The sequence below is a fragment of the Segetibacter sp. genome (assembly GCF_025963695.1).
In the GTDB taxonomy this organism is placed as follows: Bacteria; Bacteroidota; Bacteroidia; order Chitinophagales; family Chitinophagaceae; genus Segetibacter.
The window spans coordinates 1-25,675 of sequence record NZ_JAOQAH010000009.1 but is presented as its reverse complement, the minus strand read 5'-3'; the positions used below and the strand labels follow the sequence as shown (position 1 = coordinate 25,675).

At 39.2% G+C, this 25,675-nt stretch carries 13 protein-coding genes; 7 read left to right on the top strand and 6 right to left on the bottom strand.

Going from position 1 to position 25,675, the window contains the following annotated elements; genetic code table 11:
- Positions 1-13 precede the first annotated feature (13 nt).
- The 3 genes from JWR87_RS00605 to JWR87_RS00595 all read left to right on the top strand — a co-directional run bounded on the left by JWR87_RS00605 (position 14) and on the right by JWR87_RS00595 (position 4,845).
- Positions 14-3,058, top strand: a complete 3,045-nt coding sequence (locus JWR87_RS00605; RefSeq protein ID WP_297814562.1) for an amidohydrolase family protein — start codon at positions 14-16, stop codon at positions 3,056-3,058.
- Between the two features lie 114 nt (positions 3,059-3,172).
- Entirely contained in the window at positions 3,173-3,487 is a 315-nt protein-coding gene (locus JWR87_RS00600; RefSeq protein ID WP_297814561.1) for a four helix bundle protein, read from the top strand.
- A 50-nt stretch (positions 3,488-3,537) separates the two neighbouring features.
- Positions 3,538-4,845, top strand: coding sequence for an amidohydrolase family protein (locus JWR87_RS00595; protein ID WP_297814559.1), 1,308 nt, complete (start codon positions 3,538-3,540; stop codon positions 4,843-4,845).
- Positions 4,846-5,424: 579 nt separating this feature from the next.
- Here the strand turns inward: JWR87_RS00595 and JWR87_RS00590 are convergent.
- The 3 genes from JWR87_RS00590 to JWR87_RS00580 all read right to left on the bottom strand — a co-directional run bounded on the left by JWR87_RS00590 (position 5,425) and on the right by JWR87_RS00580 (position 8,223).
- Positions 5,425-7,002: a carboxylesterase family protein gene (locus JWR87_RS00590; protein ID WP_297814557.1), complete on the bottom strand. Its 1,578-nt coding sequence runs from the start codon at positions 7,000-7,002 to the stop codon at positions 5,425-5,427.
- Positions 7,003-7,020: 18 nt separating this feature from the next.
- Positions 7,021-7,209 carry a hypothetical protein gene (locus JWR87_RS00585; RefSeq protein ID WP_297814555.1) on the bottom strand — a complete coding sequence of 63 codons (189 nt, stop codon included), beginning with the start codon at positions 7,207-7,209 and terminating at the stop codon, positions 7,021-7,023.
- Between the two features lie 141 nt (positions 7,210-7,350).
- The gene (locus JWR87_RS00580) at positions 7,351-8,223 is read right to left on the bottom strand and encodes a hypothetical protein (protein WP_297814554.1); all 873 of its coding nucleotides are present in this window, start codon (positions 8,221-8,223) and stop codon (positions 7,351-7,353) included.
- A 209-nt stretch (positions 8,224-8,432) separates the two neighbouring features.
- Here JWR87_RS00580 and JWR87_RS00575 point away from each other — a divergent pair, with 209 nt between their 5' ends.
- Both JWR87_RS00575 and JWR87_RS00570 read left to right on the top strand, forming a co-directional pair.
- On the top strand, positions 8,433-9,677 hold the full coding sequence (locus tag JWR87_RS00575; RefSeq protein WP_297814553.1) for a hypothetical protein: 1,245 nt from the start codon (positions 8,433-8,435) through the stop codon (positions 9,675-9,677).
- 207 nt (positions 9,678-9,884) lie between these two features.
- Entirely contained in the window at positions 9,885-11,348 is a 1,464-nt protein-coding gene (locus JWR87_RS00570) for a gluconokinase (protein WP_297814552.1), read from the top strand.
- 158 nt (positions 11,349-11,506) lie between these two features.
- On the opposite strand, the gene JWR87_RS00565 is transcribed toward JWR87_RS00570, so the two are convergent.
- The 3 genes from JWR87_RS00565 to JWR87_RS00555 form a co-directional block, all read right to left on the bottom strand.
- Positions 11,507-12,304, bottom strand: a complete 798-nt coding sequence (locus JWR87_RS00565) for a hypothetical protein (protein ID WP_297814551.1) — start codon at positions 12,302-12,304, stop codon at positions 11,507-11,509.
- Between the two features lie 212 nt (positions 12,305-12,516).
- Positions 12,517-12,900 (bottom strand): hypothetical protein, encoded by a 384-nt coding sequence (locus JWR87_RS00560; RefSeq protein WP_297814550.1) that lies wholly within the window; start codon positions 12,898-12,900, stop codon positions 12,517-12,519.
- 9 nt (positions 12,901-12,909) lie between these two features.
- Positions 12,910-15,363: a penicillin acylase family protein gene (locus JWR87_RS00555; protein WP_297814548.1), complete on the bottom strand. Its 2,454-nt coding sequence runs from the start codon at positions 15,361-15,363 to the stop codon at positions 12,910-12,912.
- A 612-nt stretch (positions 15,364-15,975) separates the two neighbouring features.
- Between JWR87_RS00555 and JWR87_RS00550 the strand changes: the two genes are divergently transcribed.
- Complete coding sequence (locus JWR87_RS00550) at positions 15,976-17,595, top strand: MBL fold metallo-hydrolase (RefSeq protein WP_297814547.1); 1,620 nt, start codon at positions 15,976-15,978, stop codon at positions 17,593-17,595.
- A 108-nt stretch (positions 17,596-17,703) separates the two neighbouring features.
- A partial coding sequence (locus JWR87_RS00545) for a non-ribosomal peptide synthetase (RefSeq protein WP_297814546.1) occupies positions 17,704-25,675 on the top strand: 7,972 nt, incomplete at its 3' end.

Sequence of the window (25,675 nt, the reverse complement as noted above, 5' to 3'; positions counted from 1 at the left end):
AATTCGTTCAGGTATGAAGAAATTTTTATGGTTATTGGGTATCCTATGCATTCAACAATTGGCAGTTGCCCAGGAAACCTTTCCCGAAAATGGTGTAGCTGACCGGCGTGAAGGATGCTATGCTTTTACTAACGCAACTATTGTGAAAGATGCTCAAAACACTTTAAAGAATGCAATCCTTGTTATCCGCAATGGAAAAATTGTATCAGTAGGCAATGGGGTAAGCATACCAAAAGATGCAGTAGTTGTTGATTGCAAGGACAAGTATTTGTATCCTTCTTTTATTGACATTTTTAGTGATTATGGAACAACTCCGGCAGGTCCGGCAACAGGTGCGACAAGGCAAGTAGGAGGTTTTGGCCAACAAACCCAATTAACATCTAACACTAAAGGTGCTTATGGTTGGAACCAGGCTATAAAAAGTGAAGCAGATGCTTTTAAAATATTTGCAGCAGATGAGGCGAAAGCAAAAACACTAAGAGAAACTGGTTTTGGTGCCGTACTTACTCATGTAAAAGATGGTATTGCTCGTGGTACAGGAGCGTTGGTTACACTAGCAAGTGATAAAGAAAATCTTGTTCTTATAAAAGAAAGGGCTTCTGCTCATTATTCTTTTACAAAAGGAACTTCAACACAAAGTTATCCGAACTCAATGATGGGAACCATTGCACTATTAAGGCAGTCTTATCTTGATGCACAATGGTATAAAAACAAGCCGTCAAGAGAAGGGTTGAATTTAAGCCTGCAAGCCTGGAACGACAACCAGCACCTACCACAAATTTTCGATGCAAGTGATAAGTGGAACGACGTAAGAGCCGACCGTATTGGAGATGAGTTTGGTGTACAATACATAATTAAAGGTGGTGGAAATGAATACCAGCGTATAAAAGAAATTACTGCAACAAAAGCCACTTATATTCTTCCATTAAATTACCCGCAGGCCCAGGATGTTGAAGATCCTAATGATGCACGCTTTGTTTCGCTTACCGATCTTAAGCATTGGGAAATGGCGCCAACAAACCCGGGAGCACTTGAAAAGGCAGGCGTTACTTTTTGTTTTACCTCTGCTGAACTTAGGGATGTAAAACAATTGATGGCTAACATCAGAACTGCTTTTGCTTACGGCCTAACTGAAACAACCGCATTAAATGCTTTAACTAAAACACCTGCTACCGCGTTAGGTGTGTATGATAAAGTAGGTAGCATAGAGACTGGAAAGTGGGCTAACTTCCTCATCACTTCTGGTCCGATTTTCAACGAGAAGACTAACATTTTTCAAAATTGGGTTCAGGGTAAAAAGTATAGTATTAAAGATGATAGCTGGAAGGATTTAAGAGGTACTTATAAAATGGTCTTCAATACATCTTCAGGCCCGGTTAATTATGTTCTTGATTTTAAAAGTAATAATGCAGCAAGCATTATCGGACAAGATACTGTTACATCTAAATTTTATTATGATGGTCGCCAGGTACGCATAAATGTTGCTCCTGAAAGAAGAGGTGGCGGAGGACAGAACTTCAACCTGAGTGGAATTGTAAATAACGATGTGTGGACAGGGTATGGTGAAGACAGCACCGGTAATCGCTTTACATGGACTGCTACTTATGACCAGCCTACTTCTCAAAAAGCTGATAGTGCAAAAAAAAGACCTACCGGACCTATTGGCAAAGTGTTGTATCCATTTGAGCCATTTGGATGGGAAGAAGGCCAGGCTCCAAAACAAGAAACAATCCTTTTTAAAAATGCAACAGTATGGACCGGTGAAAAAGACGGCGTAATAGAAGGGGCCGATGTATTGCTGAAAGATGGCAAAATTGCCGCAATAGGTAAAAACCTGTCAGCTGCCGGTGCCCGTACTATTGATGGTACAGGTAAACATTTAACTGCCGGTATTATTGATGAACACTCTCATATTGCCGCAGGTTCTATAAACGAAGGCGGGCAAAGTGTAACATCTGAAGTGCGTATCGCTGATAACTTAAACCCTGACGATATTAATATTTACCGACAGCTAAGTGGCGGTGTTACAAGTTCACACATCTTACACGGGTCGGCCAATACTATTGGCGGACAAACACAATTAATAAAGTTGCGTTGGGGAGCAAATGATGAAGATCTTAAGTTTAAAGGTGCTGATCCTTTTATAAAATTTGCTTTAGGTGAAAACGTAAAACGTACAACATCTACACAAGGAAATGTAAGATTTCCTGATACAAGAATGGGTGTTGAACAAGTATTAGTAGATGCGTTTACACGTGCCCATGATTATGAAAATAGATGGAAGTTGTATAGCAAAGACAAAAGAGGAAATGCGCCAAGAAGAGACCTTGAACTGGACGCGTTGGTCGAAATTTTAAACAACAAACGTTTTATTACCTGCCATTCCTATATACAAAGTGAGATTAACGGTGCAATGAAGGTTGCAGAACAATTAGGCTACAAATACAACACGTTCACCCACATCTTAGAGGGCTATAAAGTAGCAGATAAAATGAAGGCTCATGGAGCAAGTGCTTCAACTTTTTCTGACTGGTGGAACTATAAAATGGAAGTTGTTGATGCCATTCCCTACAATGCTGCTTTAATGAGCCAGGTTGGACTAAACGTAGCTATTAATTCTGATGATGCCGAGATGGCTCGTCGTTTAAATCATGAAGCTGCAAAAAGTATAAAGTTTGGTGGAATGAGCGAGCAGGATGCGCTTAAAATGGTTACACTAAATCCTGCTAAAATGATGCATATTGATAATAAAGTTGGCAGCATTAAAGTTGGTAAAGATGCTGACGTTGTTTTATGGACAGACAATCCATTAAGCATTTACTCTAAATCTTTATATACTGTTGTTGATGGTATTATATATTTCGACAGGGAAAAAGATGCGCAAATGCGTAAAATGGTAACTGCAGAAAGAAACCGCATCATCAGGAAAATGAATAGTGAAAAACGTTCGGGTGCGCCGGTTACCCCGGCTCAACCAAGTTATCAAATAATGCATACTTGTGGTGAACATGCTCATAACCATGGAATGCTAACTATTGACGCAAGCGAATTAGACTGATTGTTATAGTTACAGGTTTGAAGTTTAAAGTTATGGCGAGTGTAAAGTGTTTTGAAGATATTGAAGCATGGAAAATAGCCAGGACAATATGTAATAAGATGGGGGCCTTGATTGATGATGATCGTTTTCAAAAAAAATTACAGAATTATAGATCAGCTTAACGGCTCTTCAGGATCAATAATGGATAATATAGCTGAAGGTTTTGAAAGAGGGACAAGAAAAGAGTTCATACAATTTCCAGGTTATGCTAAAGGATCTTGCGGAGAAGTTAGGTCACAATTATGCAGAGCTTTATATAGAACTTATATTGACAGAAAGGAGTTCGAAGAACTGTATGAACTAGCAACAACAATCAGTAGTATGATACAAAAACTTATCAGTTATCTTCTAAAATCGAGTATTGAAGGTTCAAGGAAAAACACAACATGAAAACCTTAAACCTTAAACTCGAAACCCCATTCCACAAAAACAAAAATCACATGAAAAAAATAATTGTAAGTATAGCTTTTGCCAGCATAATAATAGCAGGTAAAGCACAGGAAACTATTTATCCTTCTGCTAAACAAACACAACCAATTCTTATCACCAATGGTTTGGTACATGTCGGAAATGGACAAGTGTTAGATAAAACTTCCATCCTCATCCACGATGGAAAAATTACACAAGTCGGTACAAGTGTAACGGCTCCCGCAGGTGCTCAAACAATAGATGCTGGGGGCAAACATATCTACCCGGGATTGATACTTACGAATTCAAACCTTGGTTTAGTTGAAGTCAACAGTGTTAGGGCAACAAATGATGTGCAGGAAATAGGAACACTTAATCCAGGCATTCGTTCATTAGTTGCCTATAATACCGATTCGAAAGTGACTAACACATTACGATCACAAGGAATATTGTTAGCGAATATTGTTCCTGAAGGCGGTGCTGTTAGTGGTTCATCTTCTGTAGTGCAGTTAGATGCATGGAACTGGGAGGATGCCGCCTATAAAATAGATAACGGTATTCACATAAACATGCCCTCTTTTCTTCGTCGCCCTGCCGGAGGAAGATTTGCCAGGCTTGGTGGCGACCAGCCGCAAGTAGATCCTGTAAAACTTGCTTTAGAGCAGGTCGATCAAATCAAAAGTTTTTTACAGGAAGCAAAAGCTTATGCCGCTGAAACTAATCATGCCGAAACCAATTTGAAGTTTGCTGTGGTAAAAGGTTTATTTAATAAAAGTCAGAAGCTGTTTGTTCATGCAAACACAGTAAAACAGATGCTGGTTGCCCTTGATTTTGTAAAAACTTTTGGCGTCGACATGGTAATTGTTGGCGGAACAGATAGCTGGCAAATTGCTGATCTTTTAAAGCAAAATAATGTAGCAGTTATTGTTAGCCAGCCGCACAACTTACCAACCCTTGAAGATGATGATGTTGACCAGCCTTATAAAACACCTGCAATGCTTCAGAAAGCAGGAGTGCTGTATGCAATAAATGATGAGGATGGTCAAACACGTGGAAGAAACCTTGGTTACAATGCAGGTACTGCAGCTACATATGGCTTAACAAAGGAGCAGGCTTTGCAGGCTATCACTTTAAACGCTGCAAAAATTTTGGGCATTGCCGATAAAACAGGCAGTATTGAAGCAGGTAAAGATGCAAACCTTGTTATTTCTACCGGAGACATTTTAGATATGAGAACAAGTATAGTAACAGATGCATTTATTCAAGGTCGCAAGATTGTGCTGGATAATAAACAAAAGCAATTATACGAGAGGTATAAGTATAAATACAACTTGAAGTAAAGGGTTTTATGTACTAAACCTTGTATTGCTATCAATCTTTTCTACCAATAAACACAGTTTTTTTAGAATTGATCCTCATTTGCCTTTAGATACCAGCTTCTTTTACTACAAGCATCATCGTTGCGTCGCAATCCTTTCATCGGCATTACGTATTGCAGCATTCACGAACGAAACCTTGCAAAGACATTCCCGGCTGGGCTATAACTCTTGCGAGATCGAAGTTCATTTTTCATTGTTATGGGCCCGTGGCCATGGTTTCTTGCGTAAACTACTCTTGTACATTTTAGGGTTATTCAAATAAGGCCTTATCTCTGTTGCGTTGCCAATTAATTTTTAAGTCTCGTTTCGTCTTTAATAGTTCATTGTTATTAACTGTAATAGTTAAAGGATGGCTTTCTGTTGTTTGCTGGGCATTGTATTTATTCTCTTTGCCTACAGCTTATCAGGGATATAAATTTGAATGGAGCGTCGCAAGTGAAGCCAGACAGAGGTGACTTAGTTGGTACAATAAAGGAATTATTGAAGTTTGTCGCTGTTATCCAATTTAGATAAAAACCATCAATTTGCGGCTGTTCTAATTTATTGGCTACTGCCCATTTTCGCAGCTATAAAATCGAGCGCAGGGGCGTCGGGGATAGTGACAGCTTTTTGGGTAATGCCTAAATCCATTATTTTTTTATCCTTAGTTGTATATGCCAGCCAATTGGGAAGACCACTGCCATTAGGGTTGCCTGTAATTATAAAATTGGTCCAAAAGGAGGACATCACTTCTGCCAGCTTGTGATCTTCGGGTTGCCAGGGACGGTTTACAAATTTTAAATTGTTATAGGCATAAGGAACTTCGCCGGTGTGAAAGGCGCCATACTTTACATATTCACCTGTTGCGGGAACCTTTCTCGTAAAACGATACACATATACCTTTTTGCCTTGCTGGCTGGCAATATTGGCCCAGGTGTAGTTTTGAGCACCGAAAATCATGTCCCGCGAAAGGTTGAGTTGAGAAGTAGCGGCCTCCGCATCAGTCGACGCAGGATAATGTTTGAGGAAATTTGTAGAGTCTGCACCGTATCGTTCTGCAACCTGTTTACGGAAATCAGTGGCATTTTTAATAGGGCCCGAAAGCAAACCTTCGTCCTGGTTCCATCCGGTTAGCAGCGCTACATCGTTTTGCTTACGCGCTGCAAAAATTTCAGCTATGGTTTCAGGCAATACGTAACCATCAATAATCACTCCTCGTTGGCCTTGTGCCTTTTTAAACAGGTCGTCGGCCGGCATACTTCTTAACCCTGCAATGGTTGGAGCATTTAACTTTTCGGCCAGCTTTATACCGTCTTTTTCAGCCTGTTGTATTGTAGCAGACCCTCTCGAGAAGTTTGCACCACTTTCTGCGATCGCCTTGGTAAAAAGCCCTTTTGCTAGCGGTGTTGCTACAAGACAGTTAACGCTCATTGATCCGGCTGATTGCCCTGCAATAGTTACATTAGCAGGGTCGCCACCAAAAGCAGCGATGTTTTTTTGAACCCACTTTAATGCCGCCACCTGGTCAAGTAGACCATAATTGCCAGATGCATGGTATGGAGATTCTTTGGTAAGTTCAGGATGGGCGAAAAAACCAAACACACCTACACGATAATTGAAGCTTACAAATACAATCCCTTTTTTAGCCAAAGCTTCACCGTCATAAATGGGCACTCCGGCCCCGCCGCTGTTAAACCCACCACCATAAACCCAAACAAGTACAGGTCTTTTTTCCTTATTTGTCTTAGCGCCTGTCCAGAGGTTAAGGTATAAACAATCTTCGCTTATTGGCTCCCCGGGAATTAAAAATTCTTCTGACCACATGCTAAATGCTGCCGGCTTCGACTGCATTGGACTTGGGCCAAATGCATCGCATTTTTTTACGCCTTGCCACGGTTGTACAGGTTGCGGTGCTTTCCATCGCAAATCTCCAACTGGTGGCGCTGCAAACGGAATTCCTTTAAAAATGGAAATACTATGATCAGGGCTTTTAGTTCCCGATACCAGCCCTGTTTCTATTTTAACCAAATCTGCTAATGCACCTGTTTCATCATTTGTTTGTGTTGCGTTGAAAGCAACAATTAATAAACAAGTTATTATGGCGGTAAAAAAAGAGGTCAGCTTTTTAAGATTAGTCATGGCAAAATGGTAAGCGTTTTATTCTACTAATTGCTGTAAGTTTTCTATGCTTGTTTGAATACTCCTGAAGGGATCGGCCGGCATATCGTGTTCGACAAAAATATAATTCAGACCCACTGTAGAGGCTGCCTTAAAGATTGGTTTAACATCAATGAAACCTTCGCGAAGAGGTAAAATAACATTTCTTTCTTTAACCAGGTCTTTCACATGCAAAAAATATACAGAAGCAAATAGCTAACGATGGTCGAACGCTTTTAAATGCTTTTTAAGACGGTACCAAAACAACTTTGGGATAAATTTTTTTTATTAGTTCTCTTGTAATTTTAGCCGCGGCCGCTTTTGAGAGAGTTATTTTGGAGCAGTTGGGGCAGCTTTTACAACTACTGGCCAAACTCCGGCTTTGGGTACACTTACTCCTTTGTTCAGTCCTCGTTTCATGCTGTCAGGACCAAAGTAATACATGGGCCAACCTTTATAGGTAAGTTGAGCTTTCCCCCAAACACCTGTGGAACCAAACAGGGTCTGGTCGAGATTAGAAGGCACGACCGCTTTATTGGTTTCATAGATAGGCCACATAGCATTGTTGGAAAAGTCAGGCTTTGTATATTTATTAATATTAAAACTATCAGGCGCGAAGGCATATAAAGTAATGCCGTTCATATCGGAGAAATAGAGCGTTTTACCTGTTCCTTCTGTATAGTCGCTTTTATAATTTTTACCATCATTACCAACTAACTGCGCATTCACCTCCATAATTGTATAGTCCGGTTTGGCTACAAACCAAATATTATTAACTCCCTCACCTTTGGTTTCACCCGCACTTTCCCGAATATTGGTTCCGGCTACTACAGGTGCATAATAATATAAAGGCCAGGTTTTATAAGTAGTCTGCCTTACTCCTGTGGCTGTTGTTATTGTACCAAAATCGGCTATATCAAGGCTGGAAGGTAACTTAGCCTGGGTCAGGTTCTCTCCTGCATAATAGATGGGCCATATACTTAAACAGCCACCCGTGCAATTGCTTTTACCATCAAAATCGTTTGAAAAATAATACAGGGTGTTATTAAGGCTATCGGCCAAATAAAATCCAAGTGTTGGGCTACTATTTAGCATGATGGCAGGTGTAGGCGATGGAGTAATAGTGTTCTGGGAACAAGAGGAGCTTAGTAGCATACAAATAAGGGCTGTTACAGCCATTGTAGGGTTGTTTAAATATTTCATTTAATTTTTTTTTAGAATATAAAATGTAATGTTTTAAACAGATGCATACTGTTCAACTTCCGCGGAGTAAGAAAAACTTTGCTGTTTTTTTAAATGAATACGAAACGCATAAAATAAGGTTGCTTCACTTTTGTAAAAAATAAAAGGATATTTTTTACGAGGGGCATTATTTTTTTGTGAAGCAGCATACACTCTTTCAAATAATTTAAATGGCCAATCGTCCTGGTATTTTTCCCACCTTTTTTATCTCAGGTTTTGAATGTTCTACTTTCTTATGGAAAGATAAAAAGCGGCGAAACCTGATTGATGAAACACAGCACAACAAGTATGTAGCGCAGGATTACGAAATTTTGCATTCGCTAGGTATTGCAGTATCTCGTGAAGGAATTCCATGGCCTATGGTTGAAAAGAATGGTGTCTTTGATTTTTCTTGTATCGATCCTATGATTGAAGCAATGCGACATAATAAAATATGGCCTGTATGGGACCTCTGTCACTATGGTTATCCTGATGGTCTTGATCCTTATTCAGAAGAATTTTGTTTAAGATTTTCTGCTTATTGTAAGGCTGCGGCTGAATATGTAATTCCTAAGTTAAAGGGGCCATACTTTTTTACACCTATCAATGAAATAACTTTTTTTTCATTCTGTGGTGGAGAATGGGGATGGGTTGCACCTTACAACAACACCCGGGACGAGCGATATAAATTGCGCTATAACTTATGCAAGGCTGCGATTTGTGGTGTAAAGGCCATACGCGAAGTAGAACCAGGTGCAAGAATGGTTCATATCGATCCTTTGGTACAGGTAGTGGCACCGAAAGATAAACCTTATCAGCAACCCCTTGCAGAACATGAAACCTATGTAGACACTTTTTTAGGGTGGGATATTATTTCAGGTAAAGCGCATCCTGAACTAGGGGGCTCTCCTGAAATTCTGGACATCGTTGGCGCGAATAATTACTCTTTTGGTCAAATGGAATATCGTGAGAGCGGGCCACACGCTGCACTGCCACCTGATGATGATAGAGTAAAACCGTTATGCGATTTAATAAAAAGGGTTTGGGATAGATATCAGCGGCCAATTATTATTGCTGAAACGAGCGGTATGAATGAAGGTCGAACTGCCTGGCTTAAAGATGTAATGGAAGAGGCGTTGGCTGCAGTGGATGCCGGAATTGATCTGCACGGAATTTGTCTTTTTCCGGCCGTTACCATGCCTGACTGGCATACTGGAGAATGGTTACAAAACGGTCTGTATGACGTTGAAAAAACAGGTGAAGATTTACGCAGAGTGCCCTGCCGGGAATATATTGATGAATTGAGGCGTTGGCAAAAAGAATTAAACCGTACCACAGAACTGGATGAAGATCCATTTAGTGATCCGGTAGAATTACAGGATGTAATTGATGCTGCAAAAAGGCTGAAACATAAACCAGATAAAAATTGGAGTTAAGGAGTTGATTTGAAGGTTCGAAGAAACGCGTTGAGTTTATTTGGAATCGGTTTATAGCAAATTAATTAATTGACTAAGTTCTATTTTTACATTGAATGTTTGAGGCTACTCTTGTGTCAGAATGCCTTTTTCTGTAAGTTCAGCGTTTAGACGTATTCCTATAAACCATAAATTTCGGGAGTTAAGCCTTCTTTTTAAATTTCATTCATGAACTATTATCTTGGTATTGATATAGGCACTACCTCTTCTAAAGCCGTAGCTTTTTCTGACTCGGGCGAAGCTATTGCCAATTATTCTTTTCCTTATCCAATGCACCATCCTCAACCAGGCTGGAGTGAACAAGACCCGGAGGAAATTTTTCAGGCCGTAATAAGTGCTATTAATAAAGTTCTTCAAACACTCACCCCCAATCTTCCCTTATTTATTTCTTTCAGTGCCGCAATGCACAGCGTGATAGCGATAGACGAAAAAGGCAATTCGCTTACACCTTGTATTATTTGGGCAGATAACCGGTCGGATTTGATTGCTCAAAAGTTGCGGGATGGCGAAGAAGGCAAACGCTTTTATCGCTCGACCGGAGTGCCGATCCACTCGATGTCGCCGCTTTGCAAGCTATTGTGGTTAAGAATAAATGCACCACAAATATTTGAAGCTGCTTTCAAGTTCATAGGTATCAAAGAGTACATTTTTTATAAGCTGTTTGGAAAGTTTGTTGTTGATACCTCAATTGCTTCGGCTACCGGCTTGCTAAATAGTAGGTCTCTTAAGTGGGATGAGGATATATTGAATTACGCAGGAATTACCGCGGATCGTCTGTCCAGCGTTGTCTCTACAAAAGCTATTTTTCACAACAATACTTTCGACGGTCTTGCTATTTTAAAAAAAGTACCTTTTGTAGTTGGAGCAAGTGATGGTGCGCTATCAAATCTTGGAACGGGTGCAATGGGTAAAGCAATGGCTATTACAATTGGTACCAGTGGTGCGGCGAGAATGATAATTGAAAACCCGATAACGGATGGTCGAATGAGGACGTTTTGCTATCACCTTAAAGACAATCTATACATAGCTGGAGGTGCTAATAATAATGGAGCGGTTGTTTTGCAATGGTTAAAAGAAAGCTTATTAGAAGCTAATGAAGATTATGATGAGCTTTTTGAAAAGGCGAAACTGGTTGCACCAGGGAGTGATGGCTTATTATTTCTTCCTTACATTTTGGGTGAACGCGCACCCATTTGGAATGCTAATGCAAAGGGCGTTTTTTTTGGCTTGAGCATTCAGCATACTAAAGCACATATGGTACGTTCTGCTCTTGAAGGCGTTATTTTCAGTATGTACAGTATTATTAAAATATTGGCAGAGCAGCACGAGGTAACCGAACTACATGCTTCAGGTGGTTTTGCAAAAAGCGATTTATGGGTTCAAATGTTGGCTGATATTTCAAACATTAAAGTCGTTGTTTCCGATACTATTGAAAGCGCTGCTTTAGGTGCGGTTATCTTAGGAGCAGAGGCCGTAGGAATAGAGACTAATTTTCAAAATAGCATTTTGTCTACTTATCAGCCAAATTACAAGAACCAAGCAATCTATCTAAAACAATTTATCAGGTTCGAGCGACTGTATGAGTTGTTGAAAGGAGAAATGGTGAATGAAGGGGATGGTGATAAAGAATAAGAGTGAGTGGCAGATGTACGAACAGCATGTTGAGCAAGGCAATGTAGAGCTTGTACAACATGCAGAAAGGCTGGTAATAGGAAATCTTCCTCCAGCTTCCTCAATTTCAATGACCACAAACACAGAAGGGACAATTGGAGTTTTTAAAGCTTTTTCCCTTAAATAGTTCTTACCGGCCTGACTGGTTTTATACCAATCGGTCTTACTGGTAAACCATTCTTATCTTTTTTAGGTTTGCCGAGATTGAATGGAAGGGAAACTGATGCTGCAATTCTAGGATTGCCAAAAATCAGATCTGTAATCTCAACGGTAAATAAAAAGGGTATTTTTTGAAAAGGAATGGAAGAAATTCCTGCGGTAATATCATACCCGTTCCACTCCGTAAGAATATTTGTTCCTTTAAAGACAGGGGTTGCTATACTAAAAAAAGGATCAAAGGAGCCACTTTTAACCGTAGTATAATTTTCATCGCGTCTGAACGAGCCGTTACCAATACCCGCAGTAATACTTAAGTATCCAAAAGGCTTTTGTAAGTTTTCAGGTTTAGAATACAGGAGATAATTTCCCGAAAAATAAAGGCTACGTTGATATGAAATATATGACTGGTTATTACCTCCCCAATAAATGGCGTTTTCCCAACCCGCATCCAGCAGGAACTTATTCTGTAGAAATAATCTGTTTATATGAAAGCTTAAACTTCCTTGCCCCAAATTCTGTTGTTCACCAACTTTATTAGAAAGTCCATAAATGTTTAAAGTAGCCCCTGCTCCAACGAATCTTTCAGGCGCTCCTAATCCTACATATATACCAGCGTTTGCGTCTGGTTCATTTGCGATTCGGGTTTTATTTTCTATTGTAGCTCCTAAAACGATTAACCCGAATCTTCCTGAATTTAAGGGATTCTCTAAAGTCATAGAAGGATAAAAAGTAAGGGGAGCAACTCTCCCTGGTAGCATAGAATCTTTCTGCTGACTAAAAATAGTAGTATGTAAACAAAATAAGCTCAGAAAAAAAAACGCTTCCTTAAATAGACCTGATTTTTGAAACATCTTGGTAAGTTGGTTAAATACCTTTTTTCCGAAAATTGTTTTAAGACACTAAATTCAGCTCATGCAGTAGGAAGGATAGGGTGTAGTTTTCGTTTTTGAAAACATTAAAAATTGTGCACTTACTGTAGTTCTTTACCTTCCTTATTTCTTCCTGTATGAACAATCGCCCCTCTCAATAGACTTCCAGTTAACGCAGCAAAGCCACTAACCGTTGCTCCAACTATAGCTGTGACTATTATTATAAGGATGTAGGATTTTTTATGAAATAATAAGTCGGCGACTTTCGTAGCCAGGATATGATCGTTTTTCTGATCGATGAGGTAGGACTGCGCGCCCCATAAAAGAAATATTGCAATAGAAGCCGCCAGGAAAGCCAATAAAGGTTTCTGAGGTATTACTGCTGCTACAATAAAAGCAACCAGGGCAATGATCCACCACGGGAAAAATAATGCCATTGCAAAACTTAGTAAAGCAGTGAGAATGGTGGCAATTAAAAATTTCATGAATAAAAATTAAGCTTTAGAAAATGTCATCGTCCATTTTATTTTGTCGTTATTTTCCACTTCCTGTTTTTTTAAAAACAAAAGTTTAAAATATTTTCCTTTCACCCAGTCATCAACAAAATTATCATAGTACCTGCTACCGGGATTTCCGCTTTGACCGCCCGGGTATACTCCATATGCTTCAGTATCCTTAGTTAATTGTACAATCATTCTCCAGCTTGGGCCGTTATTTCTAAAGTTGGCGTTTATGCTATTAAGACTGCCTCCCATTTCTAATTGAAGACTACTGAAAGAAGGGATGTTCAATAAGTGTTTTAGCCCTGTATTCTTATACTTTCCCCAAATTAGATAATCATTTCTTTTGGCGGTATCTAAATCTTTAGCAGCTTTTTTGAAAGAAGCTGAAACAATTTCACGCAAGTTTTCTACCTGTGGAGTAGATATATTGTCAACGAACTTAAAGGTGCTGTCACGAAGTAAACCTTCGAGCAATGTACTGTTATCGGGCGGGCGCAGGGGTAAGTTTGTTTTTGCAAATTCATCGCTGAACACTTCTTTTTGTAGCCGCCTCCACCATTTATCTAATATTGTCGAACCTACCTCATTGTAGTCGGTTCTTAAATTCCATTCCTTTAATTTATCTATATAGCTTAACTCGTCTTTCGAAAGGTCTTGCTGGTTTAAGAACTTCAAAAGAAGAGGTCTCGCCACCTCGCCAAATACATCATAGTTGTCAGTTTGCATTTGCTGCATATCCTCCACCGTAATGTTAGACAACCGATTTAGCCAGCGATTAATGATAATTCCACGATAGATAAAAGGTCTTCCCGCAAGGTAATAAGGGTAACTTTTATCAGCAGCTAGTTGATTAGCGCTACTTACGAATCCTCTTGGGGGATTAAACATTGCGGGATTTTCTGTATTGGGAATAAAGCTTTGCCAGGCGTAGCTGCTATCAATGCCTGGCATCAAATAATCGCCCTGCCTTTCCCATTTCGCCGGAAACTTTCCTTCTTGTTTTATTGCTATATCTCCCGCTTTAGATGCAAAGGCAAAATTTTGACCAGGGCATTGATAATTTGAAATTGCATCTAAGAAATCTGCATAATTATTTGCGTGGTTCAATTTATTAAATGCAAGTAGTTCGTTGCTTGCATCTTGTGCTAACCATCTTAAAGCATAATATTTACCGTCTTTTAGTACGTTGGGGAATTTCTTATCGTAAATAACAGGGCCTAATAAAGTAACTGCTATCGTTTCGGTCACATCCGGTTCACCTTTTATTTTGATGATTTCGTTTCTAAATGTCGATTTTGCCCACCCTCCGTTGAACTTGTATTCTTGCATTGAACTATCTCTAAACTCGATCTCATAATAATCTTTAACATCACGGCTTGCATTCGTTACACCCCATGCGCAACTATCGTTGAAGCCAATGATAACTGATGGAGAACCAGGAAAGGTAGCACCATATGTATTGAGAGTTGGCGTAGATATTTGCATTTCATACCAAAGGGAAGGGAGACTTAAACCAAGGTGTGGATCATTGCAAAGCATTGGGGCACCGCTTTTTGTTTTACTTCCGGCAACTGCCCAGTTATTACTTCCATTATTTTTATCAGGTTGTGGAATAAGGGTACTATCTGAGACCGCGGGGGAATGAAAGTAGGTCGAGTCAGCGTTAACAGGTTTTTTGGGCAAGTGACTAGCATCTTGAAATATCGTTCCCTTAGCAACAACAGGATCTAAACTATCCGGAGCGATAGGATAGAGTTGCTCAATATCCGCAGGAGAAAAAATGTTTCTTGCATTTGTCATTTCAAAATCTGAATCAAAACCTGCCAGTTCATATGACATGTACTTGAAGAACAACTGCGTTTTCAAATTTGTCCATTTCTCAGGTTTGTAGTCAAGAAGTTTGTATTCCAATGGATATTCAGCAGGGTCTAAAGTTTCTATATACGCATTAACGCCGTTCGTGTAAGCATCCAGTTCATTTTTTGTAACACTATTTGCTTCAAGTGTTTTTAATGATTGCTCAGCACTATACACCATACCGAGCCTTCTGAAAAATCTATCCTTTTCTAAAAAAGCTTTTCCCTTACCCATTATTTCGCTTAGCCTTCCACCAGCTGCATATGTTTGAAATTCCATCTGCCAAAGCCTGAACTTCGCATGCAAGTATCCTTGTACAAAATAAGCATCATTTTCTTTCTCCGCGTACACATGGGGTACCAGGCGTTCATCAAAATAAACATCCACTTTTCCACCTAAATGAGGGGAGGTGAACTTTTTATTAAAATCAACGTTTGAAGCTTCGGCATTTTGCCAAAAACCATTCTGAGGACTAAGAAAAGCTCCAAAACGAGGAGTTTTACTTCCTGAAATAGCAATTGAAGTATTTAATAAGAAGATTAAAAAGGTGGTAATTGTAGCCGATACGATTAATAAAACGATCCTCATATTAGTAAAGTAATCAGGTGTTTGATTGATTTTTCGAAATCAGGTCAAAATAAAATAAATAAAGCCATTTATATTCTATTTTATTGCCGTTATCCGCAATATGCTTAAATCTAAGTGTTTATTCTGCTTTATTTACGGTCGTAAAATTACTTGAAGTGCTTAACGCAATACTTAAAATACCAGATCGTTTATAATAATATTAAAACCTCCGTTTAAGCAGAAGCAGATGAAAGAGCACGTAATACTGGGAGTTGGGTTAATAAAAGGAAAGAATATACCTGCGGAAGTATGAACGCCAATATAAAGAAGAAATGCAGTATTGAGTAAACAGTGGGAAGAATAACTTTGCCTTTTCGCACCGCGAAATGTGGTGTCACTCGGGCTAAACGGTGTATCATATGTAAAATTGAAATAATAATATTGCTTATTGCAGCTAATTCGGTGTTATTTTAATCTTATATAGAGCAAAATAAAAACTGAAATAACAGCAAAGCAAAAAAGTTTACGATAGTAATAAACACGTTTTTGTTGTTTATATAATTATTATTGTATTTTAAAGTGGGAATTTTGAGGTAACATAGTACAGAAAATTATCAAGAAAGATTATAATATATGGAAAACAAACAAATGTATCTAAAGCCTAACGTTGTTCTTGAACCGTTAGTAGATAAATGGTACGCGTGGAGTCATCTCATTTCTCCTGCAACTGCAGCGATGAATATTGTTTCAAGACATTTAACAATAATTGATTCTTATTTGTCGGCTCCTTCAATACACGCAGAGGCAGTTTTAAATCCTAAAATGCGTGGCGGTCCTTTTATGGATTTTCAAGGCGGAAGGATTGAAGAAGTGGAGGCGCTACAAAAGAATACTGTAGAAAAGCAGGAAAAAGTAATACAATTTGCTAAAGCGATAAAAGAGCTTGATAGAATGTTGGCGACCGAGGCGAAAGGTTACGGGCTGGAAACAGTCTACGAGAAGGTGCCTAATATTTTAAAGGGGTATGTAGAATTGTATTACGATCGAAATAATAACCCCGGGTTTAGGTTTTTTGAGTCGCTTTTATATAATAGTGAATATTATAACAAAAGTTCTCAAAGTATTGCGATGTGGATTACAAATAATGATGAAAGACCATTTTGTTTAAGTACTCCACGCTTGGAAGAGAAAGACGTTCTTAACCTTGATATTCCATTTGACCATCCTGGCATCGACGAATTAGCGAAGATGAAGAGGGTGCCTCAATCGTTGGGTTACGTTAAAGCTATGCTAGGCATAACCGGTTCAAAAGAAGATCTTTTCGATTCTTTCTTCACTGAAACACCTCCGCCTCCCTATCAGAAATATACAGGTGACAAGATAAGAATGAGATACTTTGGCCATGCATGTATTTTGGTAGAAACAAAGGACATTAGCATACTTGTAGACCCATTGATCAGTTATTACGGTTACCACTCAAGTGTTGACCATTTCTCTGATGTTGATCTTCCTGACATGATTGATTACGTGCTGATTACACACAATCACCAGGATCATATTCTATTTGAAACACTTCTCCCATTAAGACATAAGATTAAAAACCTGATCGTTCCCCGAACAAATAGCGGAAAGTTGGAAGACCCCGATTTGAAGTTGATGTTCAATAACGTCGGTTTCAACAACGTTTTTGCAATGGATGAAATGGAAACAATCAAGTTTAGTGATGCAATCATTACCGCATTGCCATTTATTGGGGAGCATAGCGATCTAAACATTCTTACAAAATCTTGTTTCCTTGTTAAGATTGGAAGTTTCAAATTATTATTTTTAGCCGACTCCAGAATTGTTGAGCCTAAGCTTTATGATCATATTCATAAGCAGATTGGTGATGTAGATGTAATGTTTATAGGTATGGAGTGCGATGGTGCTCCTCTCACCTGGTTATATGGCCCGTTATTAACTAAGAAATTAGCAAGGGACATGGATGGAAGTAGGAGATTGGCAGGTTCAGATTGTGAAAAAGGTTTGTCGCTCGTTAATATTTTCAATCCCAAAGAACTGTATGTATATGCAATGGGACAAGAGCCGTGGTGTGAGTTTATCAGCAGTATTAAATATACAGACGAGTCTAATCCAATAGTGCAATCTGACAAACTGGTCAAAATTTGCAGAAACAGGGGAATGGTAGCCGAGCGTTTATTTGGTGAGAAGGAACTGTTGTATGATAAGGAAGTTGCCAGCCTCAATATGTAATTAGAGGCATTCCTAAATAAATAGTTTGGAGTAATAGTAACCATTTTAGTAGTATTAACTAATCCAATAGCCGAAAGCTTTTTGAAAAAATAGCGAACGAGGTTTAGCATGAAAAAAAAGCCCTTCCCTTTACATCCATCACAAAAGGAAGTTTATATAGATCAACTTCTTAATGTTGAAAGTCCTCATTATAATATTGGGGGGTATATTAAACTTGTAGGAAGTTTTGATAAAGAAAAGTTCCTGCACATTGTTCACGCAGCACCCAAAGTATTCGATACTTATAAGATGAGGTTTGATCCGGACCTCTCTGTTCCTTCATTTATTATAGATGAAGACTATGAGCATGTGGAAGTGGACGAGCTTGATTTTTCTGGGAAGGACAATGCAAGAGGTATAGGGCAGGATTGGATGCAGGAGAGGTTTAATACTCCTTTTGCTATTAAAAAAGACAACTTACTATTCGAGCATGTACTAATAAAAATAGAAGATAAGGAGTACTGGTTCTTTTGCCGGTACCACCATTTGATAACCGATGGTTATGGCTTTACAGTTTGGGTACAATATCTCGCAACACAATACCGGTCGTTAATAGCAGGGGATAACTTACCAGTAAGTTATCCTTCTTATGTGCAGGAAGCTGTAAAAGCTACGGAGTTCTATAATTCGCCCGATTATGAGTTGGAGGGCGAATATTGGAAAGAAAAAATTAAGACGAAGCCCAAAAAACTACTATCAAAAAAATACTTCGGACATGACGCCGGAAGCAAAAGCGCTACATTCATTCTAGAACTTACGGGCGATCAAAAAAAACTATTTGAAGATCTACAGTTACTAACTAAAGTGGGAATGCAGCAATTAACTATTGCTGCCCTTATCATTTACTTCGCTAAAACTACCAATGAAAAAGAATTTGTTTTTGGTATACCGCTTCACAAAAGAGGTTCGAAAAAGCTAAGAAGTATCATCGGAATGTTTTCCGGCATTCAGCCTTTTAAAGGAGATTATAACGAGGAGGAAATATTACTTGATCTTCTTAAAGAGATCTCGCAAATTCAAAGAAAAGACTATCGTTATCAAAATTATTTGATAGGCGACCTAAGCAGGCATTTTGCCACTTCTGATTTTGAAGAAGGATACTTGACTCAAATTGTAGTCAACTATGAGCCATTAAATTTTGAAAATGATTTTGGTCCTGATGTAAATGCAACAGTACTAAGATTGGCTAATGAGTATGAAGTAACACCCTTACAACTTGTCTGGCGCGATTACGGAAAAAACAGGGCTTTACAACTTCACATACATTACAAGAATGAATACTTCAGCGCTAAAGAAATTGAACTATTAGCGCATCGGTTGCTTTATATTCTTGAACAGTTTCCACAGGAACTAAGTTCGAAGACAAGTTCCATCAATATTATTCCCACTGCAGAGTATCAGCTTCTTGAATCTTTTAATAATACATCTTCAGCTTACCCTTCTCAGAAAACTATCGTCGAGTTATTCGAAGAACAGGCTCTAAAAGCACCTGAAGCTAATGCGGTTATCTTCGGAGACCAGAAGTTATCATACCTGGAACTTAACGAAAGAGCAAACCAACTAGCTTCTTACCTGAAAAATAAGGGAGTAAAGGAAGGAACCTGCATGCCGATATGTATTGACCGAAGCCCTGAGCTGATGGTTGGCATTTTGGGAATCTTAAAGGCAGGCGGAGCTTACGTTCCTATAGATGTGGATTATCCGGCCGAGCGAATTAAGTTCATGTTGAATGATGTGGCTGCCAGGTTTATTTTAACTAGCGAGGAGAGCCGCAAAAAGCTTCAAATAGTACAGGATGTTGAATTTATAGAACTAGACAAAGAGTGGTCAGTTGTTGCAAAGCAATCAAAAGATAATGTACAAGCTGCCATAAACCCTTTTAGCCTGGCTTACATAATTTATACATCCGGTTCTACGGGTACGCCAAAAGGTGTTATGGTAGAGCACGGTAATGTAGTAAGCCTTGTTAAGGGAGTGGAATACGTCTCGTTAACAGACAAAGACATTTTGCTGTCAACGGGTTCACCATCCTTTGACGCTACCACTTTTGAGTATTGGGGTATGCTGTTGAATGGCGGTCAATTAGTACTATGTACTGAAAATACCTTATTAGACAGCCAGTTACTTAAAGCGGAAATATCGGAAAGGAAAGTGACAAAAATGTGGTTCACCTCCAGTTGGTTCAATCAATTGGTTGAAACTGACATTACGGTGTTTTCAGGATTGCAAACAGTACTTGTCGGTGGTGAAAAGCTTTCTGAAAAACATATTGAGAAATTAAGACAAGCTGATCCTTCTATTGAAATTATTAATGGTTACGGTCCTACCGAAAATACCACCTTCTCAATAACTTATACTATTCAGGAAAAGGAGGTAAATAGCTCCATACCTATCGGTCGTCCGTTGACGAATCGCTCTGCTTACATCACCAATTACGCAAATCAGTTAGTACCAATTGGTGTACCCGGGGAGATATTGTTGGGCGGAGCAGGATTATCAAAAGGCTACTTAAACAGGCCAGAGTTAACAGAAGAAAGATTTGTTACAAATCCTTTTGATGATAACACTCAAAGGTTATACAAAACAGGAGATTTAGGTAGATGGCGCTCTGACGGAAACATAGAATACCTGGGAAGGATAGACGACCAGGTAAAGATCAGGGGTTATAGAATAGAGCTTGGAGAGATAGAAAGCGTGCTTTTGCAAAGCGAACAGGTGAGCCAGGCTGTAGTGCTGGCGAAAGAAGATAGCAATGGCACCAAACGTTTGGTTGGTTATGTTGTCGCTGAGACTGCTTTTGATAAGCATGCAATTAGTGCTTTCCTGCTTGAACGGTTACCTGAATACATGGTTCCTGCATTATGGGTAGAACTGCATAGTTTACCGTTAACAAGCAATGGTAAGGTTGACAAGCAAGCCTTGCCGGAACCGGACGCTACTAAACTTACCGTTAATGGGTATGTAGCTCCTGCAACCGAATTTCAAAGAGCGTTGGCAGAAATATGGCAACAACTTTTAGGTGTAGAAAGAGTAGGGATTGAGGATAATTTCTTCGAATTGGGCGGGGATAGCATTTTGACTATACAAGTAGTTAGCCGCACAAATCGTTTAGGTTATCACCTTCAGCCTAAAGATATTTTTGTTCATCAAACCATCGCGAGAATAACAAGGGCGATAGCAGATCGCAGCGCTATAGCAGTTAAGTCTGAACAAGGCGAGCTAACTGGTTTCTCAGGCTTGCTGCCAATTCAGCAATGGTACCTGGAACAAGGAAGTTCCGACATCTCTCACTTTAATCAAAGTGTATTACTATCCATAGATAAATCAATTACGCAGAATGTTCTGCTGGAGGCAGTAAAGCAGCTTTCAATTTTTCACGACTCCCTGCGATTTAAATATTATAAGAAAGATGGCAAGTGGCGGCAGGAGTTCACTTCGAACCAGGCAGGCCTTATCAATGAAGACCTTTCTAAAGTTGAAGGACCGATTAATTCGATTATAGCTGAAGTTGCTAATAAATATCAGCTTGCACTAGACATAGAAGCCGGGAAATTATTTCTAGCGGTACTAATACAAACTCCAAATACTGAAGCTGACAACCGGTTGTTGATGGTAATACATCACCTGGCAGTTGATGGCGTGTCATGGAGAATCCTTTTGACAGATCTTGACCTGGTAATTTCTCAGCTATTAGATAACCAGAAAGTTGATCTGGGCAGCAAGACCACATCTTTACGCCAATGGTATAATGGTCTACAGCAATATGGACAAAACAAACAATTATTATCGCAAATAGGATACTGGCAAAATATTGTCAAAAGCTGTGAGCCAATTACGGTTGACAATAGTTTTGAGGGTGAAGTACTGGTAAAAGACGTAGCGCATTATCAGTTACGGCTGGCTCCAGAGCAAACCCGAAGTCTACTACAACAAGTACCGAAAGTCTACCATACAGAAATCAATGACCTTTTACTGGCTGCACTTGCCAAAACTTTGTGTACCTGGAGTGCAACAGATAAAATTGTAATTGGCCTCGAAGGGCATGGTAGAGAAGAGATAGAGGAAGACTTAGATATTAGTAGAACCGTGGGTTGGTTTACTAATCTTTACCCTGTTTTATTAGAGGTGGGTTCAGCAGCAAATAATGATGAACTTATTAAAACAGTAAAGGAACAACTAAGGAAGGTGCCGGGCAAAGGGCTAGGCTACGGAGTTCTCAAGTACATTAATAAAGAGGAGACATTTCAGAATAGAAAATCGTGGGACGTTGTATTTAATTACCTCGGTCAGTTAGATAATATTTCAAATGAAAGTAAGTGGTTTAAAGGCGCTGCAGAAGGAGCCGAAGCAAGTAGAAGTGAAAATTTAAAGGTTGATGAAAAGCTGGCTATAGATAGTTCTGTTCAGGCAGGAGAATTAATCTTTAACTGGAGCTACAGTAAGAAGCATTTTAATGAGGATACAATTGATAGAATTGCTTCCTCTTATATCACTAACCTAACGGCACTTATTTCCCATTGTCTTACACAGGAAAAGTCAATCACTACTCCATCCGATTATGACCTAAGTGCAGAAGTTACTCATCAGGAGCTGGATAAGTTTTTAGAAGAAAATGTTCAAGGCAGGAAGAGAAAAGAACAAATCGACGGACTTTATAAGTTAAGTGGGATACAGCAGGGCATGTTGTTCCATAGCTTGTACAACAAAGAAGCAGGTGCTTACATAGAACAGCTTTCATGCGATCTTATTAATCCAAATATCGGGTTGGTTAAAGAGAGCTGGCAGTCGGTTGTAAAACGTCATAGCATTCTTCGAAGCGCATTTTATCATGATACTTTTAGTATCCCTGTTCAGTGTGTTTATAAGGAAGTTGAGATACCTATAACTGCGATCGACTACAGCTCGATGTCTTTGGAGGAACAGGTTGTTGCCATAAATAAATACAAAGCGGCAGATAGGAGCAAAGGGTTCGATTTTAAAGCTGCCCCAATAATGCGACTCGCATTGATACGGGTAAGTGAAGATCGTTACCTCATGCTGTGGACGTCTCACCATATTCTATTCGATGGCTGGTCGCTACCAATAATTATAGAAGAGTTTTTGCAGTCTTATGAATTGTTGTCTGATGGCAAAGAGGTAACTATACCCGAAGACGACAAGTTTGAAGATTATATCCGCTTTCTTGACCGCAAAGACAAATACCAGGAAGAAACATACTGGCGCAATTATCTACAGGACACTGTACAGAGCACAATGCTGCCTTTTATTTCAAGCACTGTAGACAGAAATAGGGGTGTTGGAGAATTTAAAACAGAGTATTTAAAGATAGATTCTGAAACGACTTCAAAAGTACAGGCGTTTGCAAAACGCAACCGGTTAACGGTTAGTACAATTATGCAAGGAGTTTGGTCTTATCTGCTGCATCAATACTCGGGTAGCAACAAGATCACTTTTGGTGTAACCGTCTCAGGACGTCCTGATAATTTAGCCAACATAGAGCAGCGCGTAGGAATGTATATCAATACATTGCCGCTAAAGTCGGAGTTGAAAGAAGATCAGAGCATAGTGGAGTGGCTGCAATCTCTTCAGCAAGACCAGGTATCATCACGGCAATATCAATACTCTTCACTTCATGATGTGCAGAACTGGACAAGTGTAGAAGGAGATTTATTTGATACGACAGTAACTTTTCAGAACTATCCGATAAACAAGGTTCTCACTGCTAATGATTGGAAACTCAAGATCGAGAACTTATCCATTCATGAGCAAAACAACTATCCTTTTAGTTTAACCATTTCTACCGGCGAAGAAATAAGTATAAGAGTTATTTACAACGCTACTTTATTACAGGAAACATATTTACGTGAAATAGAAAATCACTTTAGAAATGTTTTAATCCAGCTAGTTGAAAATTCGAATGCTACTGTTAGTGAAATCGAATTGCTTACGGCGGAAGAAAAACAACAATTGCTTGTAGCGTTTAATAATACTGCCACTGTTACCGCGACTAACAAAACAGTTGTTTCTTTAATTGAGGAGCAAGCAGTAGAAAACGCAAATGCAACAGCTTTAATTTTTGGCGAAGAACAAATAACCTATAAAGAACTTAACGAACGTTCAAATCAGCTGGCAACATATTTACGGAGCCAGGGTGTACAAACAAAAACGCTTGTTCCTATTTGTATAGAGCCTGGATTTGAAATGATGGTAGGTATTCTGGCAATTCTAAAAGCAGGAGCAGCGTATGTGCCGATTGATCCTGCCTATCCGCTGGAAAGAGTACAATTTATACTTGAAGATACGGGGGCAACAATAGTTGTTAGTAGCAAGCAAAGCAGCAATAAGATATTTGGCATACGAGGTTTAAGCATAATCAAAACAGATGCAGATGTTGAAGCGATAAGAGGTCAGTCAACTAGCAATCTTAATCTGGATATTGCTGCCAATCACCTTGCTTACATTATTTACACTTCCGGCTCAACAGGAAAACCCAAAGGTGTAATGATAGAGCATAGTTCTTTGCTCAATTACCTTCTAAATAATAAGGCCAATTATATAAATAAAGACAGTAACAATACAGGTACTTTCATTCATTTGTCTTACACTTTTGATGCATCTGTAACAGGCATATTTATGCCATTGTTAGCAGGTAAGTCAATTGTGATTGGCAGCGAACAACAGCATGAAGTATTTAAAGATGCTAATCTTTTAAAGTATGCTCCCTTTGACTTTTTAAAAATTACACCTGCACACATTGAATTGTTGAAAGCATCAATGGAAGATGAAGATTTAAGGCTGGTAACGAAGAAATTGGTGTTGGGTGGTGAAGCATTAGTTCCTGGTCATTTCGACTATTTTGTTGAGAACAATATTGAGGTAGAAATTATAAACGAATATGGTCCCACAGAAGCTACTGTTGGCTGTAGTACTTATCATTTTTATCCAATATCTGAAGCTGATAAAATTAAGAATGGAATATCTATAGGAAAGCCGTTAGATAATGTGCAACTATACATCTTAAATCAAAGCGATCAACTGTTGCCTGTCGGTGTAACGGGAGAAATTTGTATAGGAGGCGCCGGACTTTCAAGAGGTTATTTAAACAGGCCCGAGTTAACTGCAGAAAAGTTCGTTCAACATCCTTTCATTGAAGGGGCAAGAATTTATAAAACAGGAGATTTGGGTAGATGGCTTCCCGACGGAAGTATTGAGTACCAGGGAAGGGTGGATGACCAGGTTAAAATAAGAGGTTATAGAGTTGAATTAGGAGAAGTGGAAAGTGCGATACTTCAAAGCGGCCTGGTAAGACAGACAGTAGTAATTGCCAAACAAGATAAAGAAGGAAATAAAAGGTTAGTAGCGTATATAGTATCGGATAATCCAGGAAATAAGGAGCAGGTAAAGAACTTACTAAGTGAGAAGTTACCTGAATATATGGTTCCTTCCCTATGGATAGAGTTGGAGCATTTGCCATTAACATCTAATGGTAAAATAGATAAGAAGGCACTGCCGGAGGCAGGTGAACATGAAGAGCAGACGGATCAATTTATCGCACCAGCATCCGATATAGAATTGAAGCTTGCCGAAGTATGGCAAGACCTGCTTGAAGTAGAAGACATAGGAATTCATGATGACTTTTTTAAATTGGGTGGAGATTCATTACTTGCAATAAGAGTGATATCTGCTATCCGGAAGAAGCTTGGAATAGAAGTAGATATCAATTTGATATTTGAATATCCAACAATAGCTCAGCTGGCAAAGAATATTCAAGGTGGAAAGTCTGCTACCTTACTTCCAACAGTTGCTTCAGTTCAAACCCGTCCTTCGCTCATTCCTGTATCCTACAGCCAGGAGCGTTTATGGTTTATGGACCAGTTGGAAGGAAGTGTTGAGTACAATACTCCTGCTGCTTTACGTCTCATTGGCCAGTTAAACATATCTGCTTTAGAGCGATCTTTATCAGCGATAGTAGATCGCCATGAAGTATTGCGAACAGTTTTCAGGGAGCAGGGCGGACAACCCTATCAATTTATAAAAGAGA

Coding starts and splice junctions, on each gene's coding strand:
- JWR87_RS00590 (WP_297814557.1), bottom strand. CDS start 7,002: ATGACTAATCTTAAAAAGCTGACCTCTTTTTTTACCGCCATAATAACT.
- JWR87_RS00600 (WP_297814561.1), top strand. CDS start 3,173: ATGATGATCGTTTTCAAAAAAAATTACAGAATTATAGATCAGCTTAAC.
- JWR87_RS00555 (WP_297814548.1), bottom strand. CDS start 15,363: ATGAGGATCGTTTTATTAATCGTATCGGCTACAATTACCACCTTTTTA.
- JWR87_RS00565 (WP_297814551.1), bottom strand. CDS start 12,304: ATGCTACCAGGGAGAGTTGCTCCCCTTACTTTTTATCCTTCTATGACT.
- JWR87_RS00575 (WP_297814553.1), top strand. CDS start 8,433: ATGGCCAATCGTCCTGGTATTTTTCCCACCTTTTTTATCTCAGGTTTT.
- JWR87_RS00580 (WP_297814554.1), bottom strand. CDS start 8,223: ATGAAATATTTAAACAACCCTACAATGGCTGTAACAGCCCTTATTTGT.
- JWR87_RS00570 (WP_297814552.1), top strand. CDS start 9,885: ATGAACTATTATCTTGGTATTGATATAGGCACTACCTCTTCTAAAGCC.
- JWR87_RS00595 (WP_297814559.1), top strand. CDS start 3,538: ATGAAAAAAATAATTGTAAGTATAGCTTTTGCCAGCATAATAATAGCA.
- JWR87_RS00550 (WP_297814547.1), top strand. CDS start 15,976: ATGGAAAACAAACAAATGTATCTAAAGCCTAACGTTGTTCTTGAACCG.
- JWR87_RS00560 (WP_297814550.1), bottom strand. CDS start 12,900: ATGAAATTTTTAATTGCCACCATTCTCACTGCTTTACTAAGTTTTGCA.
- JWR87_RS00605 (WP_297814562.1), top strand. CDS start 14: ATGAAGAAATTTTTATGGTTATTGGGTATCCTATGCATTCAACAATTG.